This window comes from Streptomyces sp. NPDC001868 (genome assembly GCF_040297125.1).
In the GTDB taxonomy this organism is placed as follows: Bacteria; Actinomycetota; Actinomycetes; order Streptomycetales; family Streptomycetaceae; genus Streptomyces.
Window position 1 is genome coordinate 1 of record NZ_JBEOYO010000022.1, and the last position, 13375, is coordinate 13375.

General features: G+C 69.7%; 12 protein-coding genes, 1 tRNA gene and 1 pseudogene. 7 read left to right on the forward strand and 7 right to left on the reverse strand.

All coding sequences use genetic code 11. The features are described 5' to 3' along the window. Window positions 1-320 precede the first annotated feature (320 nt). Window positions 321-446: pseudogene (locus ABT147_RS24670) on the forward strand (ATP-binding protein); the annotation flags it as partial. Window positions 447-831: 385 nt separating this feature from the next. Here the strand turns inward: ABT147_RS24670 and ABT147_RS24675 are convergent. Further along, complete coding sequence (locus ABT147_RS24675; protein WP_351409701.1) at window positions 832-1620, reverse strand: IclR family transcriptional regulator; 789 nt, start codon at window positions 1618-1620, stop codon at window positions 832-834. 115 nt (window positions 1621-1735) lie between these two features. Here ABT147_RS24675 and ABT147_RS24680 point away from each other — a divergent pair, with 115 nt between their 5' ends. The 3 genes from ABT147_RS24680 (at window position 1736) to ABT147_RS24690 (ending at window position 5857) form a co-directional block, all read left to right on the forward strand. Next, a complete protein-coding gene (locus tag ABT147_RS24680; protein ID WP_351409703.1) occupies window positions 1736-2695 on the forward strand; it encodes a 5-dehydro-4-deoxyglucarate dehydratase in 960 nt (319 codons plus the stop codon). 358 nt (window positions 2696-3053) lie between these two features. Further along, window positions 3054-4391 carry a gluconate:H+ symporter gene (locus ABT147_RS24685; RefSeq protein WP_351409705.1) on the forward strand — a complete coding sequence of 446 codons (1338 nt, stop codon included), beginning with the start codon at window positions 3054-3056 and terminating at the stop codon, window positions 4389-4391. 137 nt (window positions 4392-4528) lie between these two features. After that, window positions 4529-5857 carry an enolase C-terminal domain-like protein gene (locus ABT147_RS24690; protein WP_351409960.1) on the forward strand — a complete coding sequence of 443 codons (1329 nt, stop codon included), beginning with the start codon at window positions 4529-4531 and terminating at the stop codon, window positions 5855-5857. Between the two features lie 329 nt (window positions 5858-6186). Here the strand turns inward: ABT147_RS24690 and ABT147_RS24695 are convergent. Next, a tRNA-Gly gene (locus ABT147_RS24695) sits at window positions 6187-6260 on the reverse strand. A gap of 329 nt (window positions 6261-6589) precedes the next feature. On the opposite strand from ABT147_RS24695, the gene ABT147_RS24700 reads away from it, so the two are divergent. The 3 genes from ABT147_RS24700 (at window position 6590) to ABT147_RS24710 (ending at window position 7927) form a co-directional block, all read left to right on the forward strand. Next, on the forward strand, window positions 6590-6712 hold the full coding sequence (locus ABT147_RS24700; RefSeq protein WP_351409974.1) for a hypothetical protein: 123 nt from the start codon (window positions 6590-6592) through the stop codon (window positions 6710-6712). Window positions 6713-6809: 97 nt separating this feature from the next. Then, on the forward strand, window positions 6810-7385 hold the full coding sequence (gene dcd / locus ABT147_RS24705; protein WP_171141551.1) for a dCTP deaminase: 576 nt from the start codon (window positions 6810-6812) through the stop codon (window positions 7383-7385). Next, window positions 7382-7927: a phosphoribosyltransferase gene (locus ABT147_RS24710; RefSeq protein WP_351409707.1), complete on the forward strand. Its 546-nt coding sequence runs from the start codon at window positions 7382-7384 to the stop codon at window positions 7925-7927. The genes dcd and ABT147_RS24710 overlap by 4 nt, the downstream gene beginning before the upstream one ends. 76 nt (window positions 7928-8003) lie before the next feature. Here the strand turns inward: ABT147_RS24710 and ABT147_RS24715 are convergent, their stop codons facing one another. The 5 genes from ABT147_RS24715 to ABT147_RS24735 all read right to left on the reverse strand — a co-directional run bounded on the left by ABT147_RS24715 (window position 8004) and on the right by ABT147_RS24735 (window position 13166). Then, window positions 8004-8591, reverse strand: a complete 588-nt coding sequence (locus ABT147_RS24715) for a hypothetical protein (RefSeq protein WP_351409709.1) — start codon at window positions 8589-8591, stop codon at window positions 8004-8006. 205 nt (window positions 8592-8796) lie between these two features. Then, entirely contained in the window at window positions 8797-9633 is an 837-nt protein-coding gene (locus ABT147_RS24720) for a hypothetical protein (RefSeq protein ID WP_351409712.1), read from the reverse strand. 258 nt (window positions 9634-9891) lie between these two features. Continuing rightward, complete coding sequence (locus ABT147_RS24725) at window positions 9892-10923, reverse strand: Yip1 family protein (RefSeq protein ID WP_351409714.1); 1032 nt, start codon at window positions 10921-10923, stop codon at window positions 9892-9894. A 182-nt stretch (window positions 10924-11105) separates the two neighbouring features. Next, window positions 11106-12605, reverse strand: coding sequence for an integrin-like protein (locus tag ABT147_RS24730; protein ID WP_351409716.1), 1500 nt, complete (start codon window positions 12603-12605; stop codon window positions 11106-11108). Between the two features lie 165 nt (window positions 12606-12770). Continuing rightward, the gene (locus ABT147_RS24735; RefSeq protein WP_351409718.1) at window positions 12771-13166 is read right to left on the reverse strand and encodes a nuclear transport factor 2 family protein; all 396 of its coding nucleotides are present in this window, start codon (window positions 13164-13166) and stop codon (window positions 12771-12773) included. Window positions 13167-13375: the final 209 nt, after the last annotated feature.

The following is a 13375-nucleotide window of genomic DNA, read 5'->3' on the forward strand; positions in this document are numbered from 1 at the left end:
AACTCCTCCGGATAAGGCTTGGGCACAGCGACATCCTTCCCACCTGCCCCACAGGGCAAGCCAGTTCAGATGTCACCCGATCGTGCGGCAGACCCAAGTAGCTAGAGGTCATTCACCTAGAGCCTTGCTAATTCGTGACCCAGTGGCGGTGGCTTGCTGACGCGAAAGGTCGGCGGAACGACTTTGGCCGGGAGCTGCTTTGGGGCGAGTGATCATGGCCCCGTAAGCTTCCGGCGCGTCGGGCAGTCTGTTGACCTGCCCGTCAAAGCACGACGTTGGGGCCATGATCTTCGAGGCTCGCCCCAAAGTGGCTGGCTACCTGGACGGTGCGCGTTGCTTGGTACCGCGTGAAGACGTCGCTCCGGATCGAGGTGCACAACCCTGGGTTCCCGGCGAGTGTGCGCATGCGGCAACCGGCGGCCAGTGATGCCCATGGGCGCGGGTTGCGAGAGTCCCGCCCACCGGTCTAGACAACAAAGAACCCCCGGGTCATTGACCTGGGGGTTTCGCATGGAGCGGGTGACGAGAATCGAACTCGCGCTCTCAGCTTGGGAAGCGACGGCGCTTGCACTGCCACATGGTCGCTGACCTGCTGTGATTCAACGTCCTTACGTCGTTGCCGGGGCCTGATCGCACCGCTGTTGACCGTGCTTGGCCGTTCTTACGGGCACGGATGGGGCACGGCCTCCGCTTGTGTCGTTCGGCGGCGCCATCGGAACCGGTGGAGAGCTGCTTGCCGGCATCGGTCCCGAAGTGGGCGGTCTGGGGCCGGCGGAGCGTGATTGCTGCTTCTCGGCTCTTGCCGACGAGGTCCCGAACGTACCCGCAGCCTCAGCGCCAGTCGGGTATGCCCGCGACGGGCGGCAGGTGGGCTTCGATCTTCGCTCGTACCTCCCGCATCACGGAGACGATGCGGGCCTCGTGTTCCCGGGTCAGCCTGGCCACCGGGACCGAGCAGCTTATGGCGTCGGTGGCCGGTGCGTCGTACCGCAGGGCGAAGCCGAAGCCGGCGATACCGGTCACCGTCTCCTCGCGGTCGATGGAGTAGCCGCGCTCGCGCACCTCGGCCAAGTCGGCGAGCAGTGCGGCACGGTCGGTACGCGTGTTCTCCGTGAGGGCAGTCAAGGGCCCGTCCGCGATCGGCAGTTCGTCGTCGGGGCGCTCGGCGAGCAGCGCCTTGCCGAGGGCGCCGGCATGGGCCGGGACACGGCGGCCGACCCGGCTGATGGTGCGCAGGTATTCGTGGGACTCGCGGGTGGCGAGATAGACGATGTCCGGGCCGTCGAGCCGTGCCATGTGGATCGTCTCGCCGAGCGCGTCCGACGCCTCGTCGAGATACGGGCGGACCGCGCGGACGCGCCGGTCGCCGTCGAGATAGCTGGTGCCGGTGAGTAGCGCGCGAATGCCGATGCCGTAGAGGGAGCCGGTGGCGTCGGTGCGGACCCAACCGCAGTCGACCAGCGTCTGGAGCAGCTGGTACATGCTGCTGCGCGGCACGCCCAGGTCCTCCGCGAGCTGATCCAGGCGCGAGGGCTGCTCGCCCCGCGCGGCGAGCAGTTCCAGCAGCGCGACGGTCCGGGCCGCCGACTTCACACCACGGATACCTCTCGCCTCTGACACGGGCCCAATCGTAAATCCGCGTCACTCCGAGTCTGCCCAACCCGTTGACCCACCCTGTTCATCCATCTAACCTCCATCTGCATATATAGACGCCATCTACATACAGGGATGAGACATGGCAGGGATCAGCGCGGAGGTCGTAGGGGTCGCCCAGCGACTCCGTGACGGAATGGCGAGTGGGGTGCTGTCCTTCCCCCTCACGAGCTTCCGGACCGACGGCAGCCTCGACCTGGACGCCTACCGGGCCTACCTGGCCGACCGGTTGGCCACCGCACCGGGCGCGGTGTTCCCGGCCTGCGGGACCGGAGAGTTCTTCTCACTGGACGAGGACGAGTACCGGGCGGTCGTACGGACCACGGTCGAGGTCGCCGACGGACGGCTGCCGGTGGTGGCGGGCATCGGCTACGGCTGGGCCCAGGCGCTGCGCTTCGCCCGTATCGCGGAGGAAGCCGGTGCGGACGCCGCGCTGGTATTGCCCCACTACCTGGTCGGGGCCCCGCAGGACGGCCTGGTGGAACAGTTGCGTCGGATCGCCGAAGGCACCCGGCTGCCACTCATCGTCTACCAGCGCGGCCAGGTCGCCTTCACCGCCGACGGCCTGCGCCGGATCGCGCGGATCCCCACCGTCGTCGGCCTGAAGGACGGCCACAGCGACCTCGACCGGCTCCAGCGCCTCACGCTCGCCGCGCCCGACGGCTTCCTCTTCTTCAACGGCGCCGCCACCGCCGAGATCCAGGCCCGCGCCTACGCCACCGTCGGCGTACCCGCCTACTCCTCCGCCGTCCACGCCTTCGCACCCGAGATAGCGAACGCCTTCTTCGCCGCGCTGCGGGACGGAGACGACGCGGGCGTGACCAAGCTCCTGCGCGAGTTCTACGTCCCGCTGGTCGAACTACGTGACCGGGTGCCGGGCTACGCCGTCTCCCTGGTCAAGGCCGCCGCCCGGCTGCGCGGCTTCCCGGTCGGCCCGGTGCGGGCTCCGCTCATCGACCCCGGCCCGATCGACCTCGCCGACCTGGAGAAGGTGCTGGACCACGGCCTGAGCCTGGTCGGCACCGTACGACGAACCGCTTGACGAACCGGGGCACCACTCGTGACCGCCCGCGGATGAGCGTCGTGCCCGAGGATGACCCGTGTCCCGGACCGGACCAAACCGGACCGGATCCGAGAAGCCTGCGGCCCCGAGGAGCCCGTGGCCCCGAGGAGCCCGGCGGCCGCCCACCTCACCGACTCTCCTCGTTCCTTCCGTGGGCGGGTACGGCCGCGTCGGCCGCCGTACCGCGTCGCCCGCACCACACTCCTGCTGCGAGCCACGCGACAGCGCCCTATGGCTCCCCCGGAGCGTGCGTCCGTCACGCCGTACACCGATCGGGCCGCCCCCACACTCGGCGGCGCCTCCCACTGCTCACTCAACAGTTCAAAGGGAAACTGCCATGCCTCTCCTCGTAGTCGGGATCAGCGTTGCGATCCTGCTTCTCCTCATGACCAGGCTGAGGCTGAACGGCTTCGCGGCCCTGCTGCTCGTGGCGGTCGGCGTCGCACTGGTCCGGGGCATCCCGGTGGCCACCATCCCGGACGTCCTCTCCGAAGGCATCGGGGACCAGATCGGTGACACCATGCTCACCATCGGACTCGGCGCCATGGTCGGGCGGGTGATGGGCGACTCCGGCGCCGCGCAGCGGATAGCCGGCAGGCTCCTGGACGCCTTCGGCCCGCGGTGGGTCCAGGTGGCCATGGTGGTCACGGCCATGCTGATCGGCGTGACCATGTTCTACGAGGTCGCTTTCATCATCATCGTGCCGATCGCGTTCACCCTGGTCAGGGTCACCGGGGCGAAGCTGCTGTGGGTCGGTCTGCCGATGTCCATCGCGCTGTCCACCATGCACAGCTTCCTGCCGCCGCACCCCGGCCCCACCGCCGTCGCCGCGACCTTCCACGCCTCCGTCGGGCTGACGCTTTTCTACGGTCTGTTCATCGCCGTTCCCGCCGGCGCGCTCATCGCCCTGACCTGGCCGCGCCTTCCGTTCATCAAGGCGATGAACCCCTCCATCCCCAAGGGCCTGGTCAGCGAGCGCGAGTTCACCGACGAGGAGATGCCCGGACTGGGCTGGTCGCTGTTCGTGGCGCTCTTCCCCGTGGTACTGATCGTGGCCGCCGCCGTGACCGAGATGGCCACCTCCACCGAGAGCCCGCTGGTGCACTTCGTCGCCTTCATCGGTTCGGCCCCGATCGCGCTGCTGCTGACCCTGTGCCTGGCGGTCTGGGCGTTCGGGCCGCGGATCGGCCGGAGCCTGGAGGACGTCGGCGCCTCCTGCACCTCGGCGGCCCAGGCGATGGCGATGATCCTCCTGGTGATCGGCGCCGGCGGGGCCTTCAAGAACGTACTCGTCGAAGGCGGGATCTCCGACTACATCAAGGACGTCACGGACGGCTGGTCCATCTCGCCGATCGTCCTTGCCTGGCTCGTCGCCGTCATCCTCCGCATAGCGCTCGGCTCGGCGACGGTCGCCGTCGTCACGGCCTCCGGCGTGGTGCTGCCGCTCCTGGCGGGCAGCGGGGCCCACCCGGAGATGATGGTGCTTGCCGTCGCCTGCGGTTCCATCGCGTGCTCCCACGTCAACGACCCCGGATTCTGGCTGTTCAAGGAGTACTTCAACCTCTCCGTCATCGAGGCGATCAAGGTTCGTACCACCTATACGACGGTGCTCGCCGTGCTTGGCCTGGGCGGCGTCCTGGTGGCCGAGTGGGCCCTCGACGTCCTCAGCCTCTGAACCCGGAAAGCTCCCGAACAGGGACCGCTTGAACAGCAATCCTCCCTACTCCGGAAACCTCACGATCTCGGAAACCCCCGAACCCTCGCACCCCCGCACTCCCGAACCCCCTCACCGCAGAAAGGCACCCGATGAGCATCGGACAGCCGACCGTCACGGCGTTCTCCGTCTACCCGGTCGCCGGCCGGGACAGCATGGAGCTGAACCTCTCCGGCGCGCACGGCCCCTACTTCACCCGCAACGTCGTCGTTCTCACCGACTCCGAGGGACGTACCGGGCTGGGGGAGGTGCCCGGAGGGGAGAAGATCACCCAGACGCTCCGCGACGCCGAACCCCTCGTCCTCGGTGCGAAGGTGGGCGACTACAAGCGCGTCCTGCGCGAGATCGGCGACCGGTTCGCCGACCGCGACGCAGGCGGACGGGGCGCGCAGACCTTCGACCTGCGGACCACCGTCCACACGGTCACCGCTGTCGAGTCGGCGCTGCTCGACCTCCTCGGGCAGCACCTTGACGTGCCCGTCGCCGCGCTGCTGGGAGACGGCCAACAGCGGGATTCAGTAAGGGTGTTGGGCTATCTCTTCTACGTCGGCGACCCGGACCGGACCGACCTGGAGTACGTCCGCGAACCGGACTCGCCTGTGGAGTGGTACCGGCTCCGGCACGAGGAGGCCCTGTCGCCGGAGGCGATCGTCCGTCAGGCCGAGGCGGCCTTCGATCTCTACGGGTTCCGGGACTTCAAGCTCAAGGGGGGAGTCCTGGAGGGTGCCGAGGAGGTAGTGGCCGTACGCGCCCTCAAGGACCGCTTCCCGGAGGCCCGGATCACCCTCGACCCGAACGGCGCGTGGTCACTGAGCGAGGCGATCGAGCTGTGCCGGCCCCTGGTCGGCACGCTCGCCTACGCCGAGGACCCCTGCGGAGCCGAGGGTAGCTACTCCGGACGGGAGATCCTCGCCGAGTTCCGCCGCGCCACCGGCCTTCCCACCGCGACAAACATGATCGCCACCGACTGGCGCCAGATGACCCACGCCCTGGCCCTCCAGTCGGTCTCCATCCCGCTGGCCGACCCCCACTTCTGGACGATGCAAGGCTCTGTGCGTGTGGCGCAGCTGTGCAACGCGATGGGCCTGACCTGGGGCTGCCACTCCAACAACCACTTCGACATCTCCCTGGCCATGGTGACCCACTGTGGCGCCGCGGCCCCGGGCGAGTACAACGCCCTGGACACCCACTGGATCTGGCAGGAAGGGCTGGAACGGCTCACCACCGCCCCACCGCGCATCGTCGGTGGTGAGATCGCCGTCCCGGACGGCCCGGGGCTGGGCGTCCGCCTCGACATGGACCGGCTCCTCGCGGCCCACGACCTCTACCAGGAGAAGGCGTTGGGGGCACGCGACGATGCTGTCACCATGCAACGCCTCATCCCTGACTGGCAGTTCGACAGCAAGCGTCCCTGCCTGGTGCGGTAGACGACTGATCGAGCACCCTCCCGTCGTTTCGGGCACGCCACCTCGCTCGCGGGGTCGCAAAACCCGCCAGGCCCCATCGGGCGCCGTCCAAGGCCATAGCGGCGCGCCAGCCCGTGAGAACGCCGCGATGATCTGCCAACGCCGCGACCACGAACGGCATCGCAAGGATGCCGCCCTTGTGGTGCGGCACCCGCTCACCGGTCTGAAGTGGCGCAAAGTGATGCCCGGAGACCCTGGGGATGGCTGCTCGCCCCGACTTAGGGCACGCAGAGGGCACGCAACGACTAGACAACAAGTAATCCCCAGGCCGCTGACCTGGGGTTTCATCATGGAGCGGGTGACGAGAATCGAACTCGCGCTCTCAGCTTGGGAAGCTGATGTTCTACCATTAAACTACACCCGCGTAAGACGCCGGTCGGTGCCGGTGTCGGAACGCGTCGTTACTTTACCTCATGTCGGGCCCCGCGCGCTGAAGGCGTGGGGCCCGGATGTGTTTCCGGGGTGGGGACGGGGCTGCGGGGCGCGGGAGTTGGGGCGTACGGTGGAGGCGCGGAAGAGGGTCTGGGTGGGGCTTCGGCGGGATCGGAGTGCCGCCTGGAGGGCCGTCCCAATCATCCCGTAATGTGGCGCTTCGTCGTCAGGTCGGCGTAGGTCGACAGCCAGACGCGGCTCTTGGGGAAGGGACTCTTGGACTTGATGGAACGCACCGTCGTCCGTTGTGCCGATGGGCACGTGTTCAGCACCGCTTCGTTCCCGATGCAGCAGGCCGAACGCCTCGGCCCCGGTCGGCTCATGCGCTGCCCGCGCTGCGCCCGGTTGCGCAGTGTCGTACCGGTGGCGTTCGAGAAGCGGTAGCGGTAGCGGTAGGCACAGTAGGCAGTAGCAGCGACCATGGCGCGCGGTTCGTCCGGCTGGTTAGGGGCGGTCCGCGCGTCTTGCGTATCCTCGGGGCGTGCTTCTCTCAGACAAGGACATCCGGGCCGAGATCGACGCCGGACGGGTGCGGATCGATCCGTACGACGAATCCATGGTGCAGCCGTCGAGTGTCGACGTGCGTCTCGACCGCTTTTTCCGGGTGTTCGAGAACCACCGCTACCCCCACATCGATCCCTCCATCGAACAGGCCGATCTCACACGGCTCGTCGAGCCCGAGGGGGACGAGCCGTTCATCCTGCATCCGGGCGAGTTCGTGCTCGCGAGTACGTACGAGGTCATCAGCCTCCCCGACGATCTCGCCTCGCGGCTGGAGGGGAAGAGTTCCCTGGGGCGGCTCGGTCTCGTCACTCACTCCACCGCCGGGTTCATCGACCCCGGTTTCTCCGGGCACGTGACCCTTGAGCTGTCGAATCTCGCCACGCTTCCCATCAAGCTCTGGCCGGGCATGAAGATCGGGCAGTTGTGTCTGTTCCGGCTCAGTTCGCCGGCCGAGTTCCCGTACGGCAGTGAGCGGTACGGCTCCCGCTACCAGGGACAGCGTGGGCCGACCGCCTCCCGGTCCTTCCTCAACTTCCACCGGACCCAGGTGTGAGCGCCGAGCAGGCGCCCGCCGGGGCGAGTGGCGACGCGACCGTCCGCGAGAACCTCACCTACGAGGCGTTCGGCACCGCCGTACGCGAACTCGCGCAGACCATCGCCGACGACGGGTACGAGCCCGACATAGTGCTGTCCATCGCCCGGGGCGGTGTCTTCGTCGCCGGTGGGCTCGCCTATGCGCTGGACTGCAAGAACATCCACCTCGTGAACGTGGAGTTCTACACGGGCGTGGGCACCACCCTCGACATGCCCGTCATGCTCGCGCCCGTCCCGAACAGGATCGACTTCTCCGACAAGAAGGTCCTGATCACGGACGACGTCGCCGACACGGGCAAGACGCTCAAGCTCGTCCACGACTTCTGCCTCGACGCCGTCGCGGAGGTGCGGTCCGCCGTGATCTATGAGAAGTCCCACTCCCTCGTGAAGTGCGAGTACGTGTGGAAGCGGACGGACGACTGGATCAACTTCCCGTGGAGTGTGCTGCCTCCGGTTCACCGGTCGGGCGAGGCGCAGAAGGAGAACAAGGAAGCGCTTTGACCCGAGGTTCCTGTGGCACCTGGGGTTCCCGTGGCGCCCGTGGTTCCTGCGCTTCCCGTGGTTCCTGCGGCGGGCTTCACCCGCAGTCGATGTCGGCCGATCCCCCGTGGACGACCGGGTCGGTGCTCGTGCCGTCGACGCGTAGTCGGCCGCTGTCCCGGCCCCAGGTCAGTTCGTAGGTTCCCGCGTCGATGGGGCGGTAGCCGTCGTCGACCGTCCAGGACCCGGCCTCGCTCAGGGCCAGGCCGGTGTGTCCCACCGCGTACACCTCGCCCTCGCCGATCACGAGGAAGGAGGTCTCCCGGACCACGGCCGTGCAGTCCTCCGGGCCGGCGGGGCGCAGCACGCGGTACTCCGCGTCGGAGATCAGGTCGTCCACGGCGCCCCACGCGGTGCCGAGCACGGCCGTGACGATCAGCAGGCGGCTCCCCAGCCGGGCCCACGCGGCGGTCTTCTGCGAGAGCTCCGGAGCGCCCGGCGGGCGGCCCACCCGGGTGAGGGCCCAGCGGAGAACGAGCGACAGGGCAAGGAGAGCCGCGCTCACGCCCCAGCCGGGGATCACCCGCCCCCGCACGACCAGCAGGAGGCTGCTCCAGCTCGCCGCGGCGGCGAGGGCCAGACACCCGATGCCGGTCGCCGTGGAGACGGACGGCGACAACCTCACCCTGTGCCGCGTCACCCTGTGCCACATCGCCCTGTGCCACATCACGCTGTGCCGCGTACCCGGTTCGGTCATGGCGGGTACGACTCTCCGCGCGCGCCGACGGTTGCGCCGAGCGCCGAAGCACGCTGCCGAAGCACGCTGAGGACAAGGGCCCGGCCTCGGCGCCGGGCCCTGTCCCCGGCCGGCGCCGCCGGCGCCCGCTTCGTCAGTCGGCCGGGCGGGGCCGGACGCCCCAGCGTTCGAAGTCGTAGATGGTCTCGTTGACGCGGAAGCCGTCGACGGCGCCGATCCACATGAAGTCGCGGCCCTTGCCGACCGCGGCGGTGAGGATGGTCGCCGGGTCGCCGCCGTCCTGGTCGAGCGCGGTCTTCACCGCGGCGAAGGTGCACGGAGCCGCGAGGGTGCAGCCGGTCGCGGTGCCCGCGCCGCCCGTGAGGTACCAGGTGCCGGTCTCGGTGGCGTCGAGGTACGGGCTCCAGCGGTTCGTCACCGGGGAGTTGGGCGGCATCCACACCAGAGTGGAGTAGGTGATGCCGTTGTTCGGCGCGGCCAGGTTGGGGTCGATCTCGAACCTGATGTTCGGCATGTTCGTCGTGCCGCCGCCGTAGGTGACGTTCTCGCCCGTCTGGAACACATGGAAGCCGACCTCTGTCAGGCCCGACACCGGCTTGCTGAAGAAGTCGACCTCATTGCCGAAGTCGACCTTCTCACTGCGGGGGTTGAGGGTGGTGGAGTCGTTCGCCACCTCGATGCCGAGGCTGCCCCGGCCGTACGGCGGTCTCCCCTCCGGGCCCAGTACACCGAACGAGCCGAAGGGGCCGTTGCGCAGTTCGGCCACGGGGGAGCCGATCGTGTTGCGGGCGATCACACCCCAGTGGTCCGAGCGGCCCGGGTGGTCCTGGTGGCCCTCCCCGTTCCCGTTCCCGTTTCCGTCCCCGTCGGCGGACGCGGTCGCGGTTGCGGGGAGGACCGCGGCGGACAGGGCGACGAGCAGTGTGGCCAGGAGCACCGTTCCCCGGCGGACGCCAACGCGAGCTTTCACACGCACTCCTTGTGGAGGTGTTCAAGGTTGAGGACGCGCTCACGTTATCTGACGATATGTAATTAAATGGTGATGGTTTGTGGCCTATGTGGGTGTTTCGTGAACTCGTGGATCGCTCCTGGGTCACTCCTGGGTCATTCGTGGGTCGCTCGTGGGCGCGGGCCCGAGAACACGACAGGGCCCCGGCGCGGCGACTGCCTGCACCGGGGCCCTGTCGTACGGAAGGGGCGTCCCGCCTGCCCGTTCAGACCTAAGACACTAGAACGTGCCCAGCTTGATCAGCGACAGGATCGCCACCAGCTGGATCGCCGACGCGCCCAGCGCCTTCGGCCACGGGAGGTCGTGGGACTTGGAGACCATCAGGGTCAGGAGGGCGCCGGCGGCGACCCAGGTGATCCAGCCGAGGATCTGGACGAAGGAGGCGTCGCCGCCCGCGAACATCGCGACGACCAGGCGCGGCGCGTCCGTGAGGGCCATGATCAGCATGGAGAGGCCGACCGTGGGCTGCCAGGCGCCGTCGCCGCCGAGCTGGCGGGCCAGGGTGTGGGTGACCACGCCCAGGACGAAGGTGCTCACCACCATCGTCACGGCCGTGACGAGGACGATCGGCACGGCGTTCGAGAGCGTCGCGTTGATCGCGTCCTCACGGGCGCCGTCGAAGCCGAAGACGGCCAGCAGGCCGTACAGGAACGACACGATCAGCGCGGGGCCCCACACCGGGTAGTCGCGCATCACCAGGAACGTCTGGTTCGGGCTGGTGACGATGCCCTTGAGGAGCGCCTTCCAGGGCAGCCGCGGGCCGAGCGGGGCCGCCGGGGCGTTGCCCGCGCGGTAGGTGTCGCCCTGCTGGTACGGGTCCTCGCCGACGGAGAACGTCTGCGTGTGCCCCGGGTTGTTGGCGGCGTACGGGTCCACGCCGCCTTGGGGGTGCCCGCCGTCGTCGCCGAAGTACTCCGGCTCGCCGTGGTTGCCGTGGCCCCCCTGGTTGCCGTGCGTCCCGTAGCCGCCGCGCTGCCCGCCGCCGTGCGTCTGGGGCCAGCCGCCCTGACCGCCGCTCCGGCCGCCGCCGTACGGCGGCCCGGGGGGCGTCTGGGGGTAGCCGTACGACGGGCCGCCGGCCTGCGGGGCCTGCTGTCCGTACGGAGGGTTTTGCGGTCGCGCTTGAGGAGCGCCGTTGTCCCGGCCGCGTCCGATCCTGAATCCAGCCACGTCATCGAACGTACCTGGTCCCGGGCGGCCGTGTGCCGGGCCGGGGCCAACCGGCCCGGCTTTGCTGCCGAGCTGTGACATCCCCTAAGGGGCCGTCAGGGAGCATGTCAGGGATCGTCAGGGATGGTCAGCAAGCACATGAGGGACGACCAGGGGCTGTCCACGGCCCCGGGCGCCCGTGTCACGGGCCGTGTCGCCGGCGGTCTCACCGGCGGTCTCCCCGGCCGTCCCACCGGCCGCTCCCTGCCGTCCCGCTCGCCGGTTCAGTGGCTGCTCAGGTACCTGCCGTACGACAGTGCCGTCGTCGGGGACGGGAGGCCGAGGTTCTTCGGGGTGAGGGCCTGGGCGTTCGTCACGGAGGTCTTCGGGAAGATCCAGACGCCGCCGGAGTTCGCGTTCTCGCCCGGGGCGCCGACGGCGGTGTCCGGGGTGCCGTCCTTGTCGTAGTCGCCGGTCGCGACCGCCGTGCCGAAGGCGTCGTTCGTCTCCGCTACGCCGGGGACCCGGGGACGGTCCTGGTGGTACTGGACGGACGTCGCCTCGCCGAACCGGTCGACGATGCCGTCGGCGTGGCCCAGCAGCAGGGTGGCCGCGCCGGCGCGGGCGCGGGTGCCGATGGCCTCGCCGGGGGCGCCCGCGATCAGGTCGTCCCGGCCGTCGCGGTTCCAGTCCAGTACGGCGAGGGAGGCGCCGAAGCGGTCGCCGTCCTCGGCGACACCGTAGACGCCGACCGTGTCCTGGTTGAGGGTCTGGGAGCGGCGGCCGAAGGAGTTCTCGTCGCCGTAGAGCAGGTGGATGCCGCCGCCCTTGGCGTACGACTCGGGGCCGCACGGGTCGTCGATGTTCTCGTCGGCCACCTCGCGGCACTCGCCGAGGGCCAGGTCGTCCAGGCCGTCGCCGTCGAAGTCGCCGGTGGCGAGGGCGGAGGCGGCGCCGTTGTCGGAGTTCCAGGTGTTCGCCATGTGCCGCTCGGCCGGGTCCCAGGACCAGAGGCGGACGTGCGACTGGGTGGAGGGGGCGTCGACCGTGTGATAGGCGAGGGCGAGGTCGTCCGTGCCGTCGGCGGTGAAGTCGCCGGTGGCGAGGACCGGGGCGCGGCCGCCCATCGGGGCGGCGAGCACGGTGGTGATGACCAGGTCCTCGCCGTCGTCGACGACGGCACGCACCACGACCTTGTCCCGGCCGCCGACCACGAGGTCCCGGCCGCCGTCGCCGGTCAGGTCCGCCGCCGCGACCGACCAGCCGTACGCCGACTTCGCCGACGGGCCGGTCAGACCCGTGGACCCCGGACCGGTGCCGCTTCGCGCGCCGCCGACGACGGTGACCACGCCCGCGTCCGCGCCGCGCCCGTCGACGTCCTCACCGGGCGCGCCGACGATCAGCTCCGCGAGGCCGTCGCCGCTCAGGTCCCGCAGCAGGACGGACGCGCCGAAGCGGTCACCCGCCTCGGGGGCGCCGGGGACCTCGGCCGTGGCCTGGCTGACCCGGATACCGCCGTTCCTGCCCAGGCCCTTCGCGCCGCCCCAGACGACGTTCACATAGCCGGCCTTCGCCTTGCCGCTCACGGTCGCGTCGGGGACGCCGACGGCGAGGTCCGCGTAGCCGTCGCCGTTGAAGTCGCTGGTCACGGGGGTCGGCGTCGGGGCGGGTTCGGTGTGCGGGGCGGCGGTCGCGGCCGGGGCGAGGGTCAGGGCGAGGGCCGCCGTGGTGGCCGTGGCGGTCGCCACGGTGGCGGCGGCCAGGGCGTACGTCCGTCTGTGCACGGGAGGCTCCAGGTGGGTGGCCGGATGTCGGGGGTGTGGCTGGTTCACCTGTGTGACACCTGGAAGCCGTATGGGGTTGTGCGGGGGTGTGAGGGTTGCGTGGGTCGGGCGGGCGAAACCGGAAGGCCTCGGCCCGGCGGGGCTACGCCCGGTACGCGCCCGGGACTACGCCCAGAACTCGCTCTCCTTGTCCAGGTCCTCCTGGCATTCGTCGATGTCCGTGATCCGGTCTCCGACGATCCGGAAGACGAGGCAGCCGTTCTGTCCGATCCGCCTGCCGCCCCGCTCGGCCGTGTAGCGGTGTACGGAGACCGCGTGGCCCCGGCCGTCCACGCAGATATGGCTCAGCTCGACGCTGAACGTGCCGGCGGTCTCCGCGAAGAGCCGCTCGTACAGGCCGATCATCGAGTCCTGGCCCTTGTAGTCGCCCGACAGCAGGTGGCTGCCGGGGACGTGGTGCGTGCAGTCCGAGGCGAACAGGCCGCGGAGGGTGTCCATGTCGCCGCGGGTGAAGGCGTCGTAGCCCTTGCGGACGAGCGCTGCGTTCGGGTGTTCGGCCATGGGGATCGCCGGCTTTCCGCTGTTCGTGGCGTTCGTGACGTGACGGTTGGTTCGTGGCGTTCGTACCGGTTGGTTCGTGGCGTTCGTGGCGGTTGTGTCCTGTACGTAATGGAATTATCCGCGCGCCCGTGCGCCTACGCGAGCGCTCACCGAGCGCTGGCGTGCGCGCGGGGGCGCACCTCTCTGTCGCGGCAAGCGAATCACTACGC

What these genes read in the sequence shown, in the direction of transcription:
- ABT147_RS24680 (WP_351409703.1), top strand. Translation starts at nt 1,736, where the DNA reads ATGGCAGGGATCAGCGCGGAGGTCGTAGGGGTCGCCCAGCGACTCCGT.
- ABT147_RS24685 (WP_351409705.1), top strand. Translation starts at nt 3,054, where the DNA reads ATGCCTCTCCTCGTAGTCGGGATCAGCGTTGCGATCCTGCTTCTCCTC.
- ABT147_RS24725 (WP_351409714.1), bottom strand. Translation starts at nt 10,923, where the DNA reads ATGTCACAGCTCGGCAGCAAAGCCGGGCCGGTTGGCCCCGGCCCGGCA.
- ABT147_RS24735 (WP_351409718.1), bottom strand. Translation starts at nt 13,166, where the DNA reads ATGGCCGAACACCCGAACGCAGCGCTCGTCCGCAAGGGCTACGACGCC.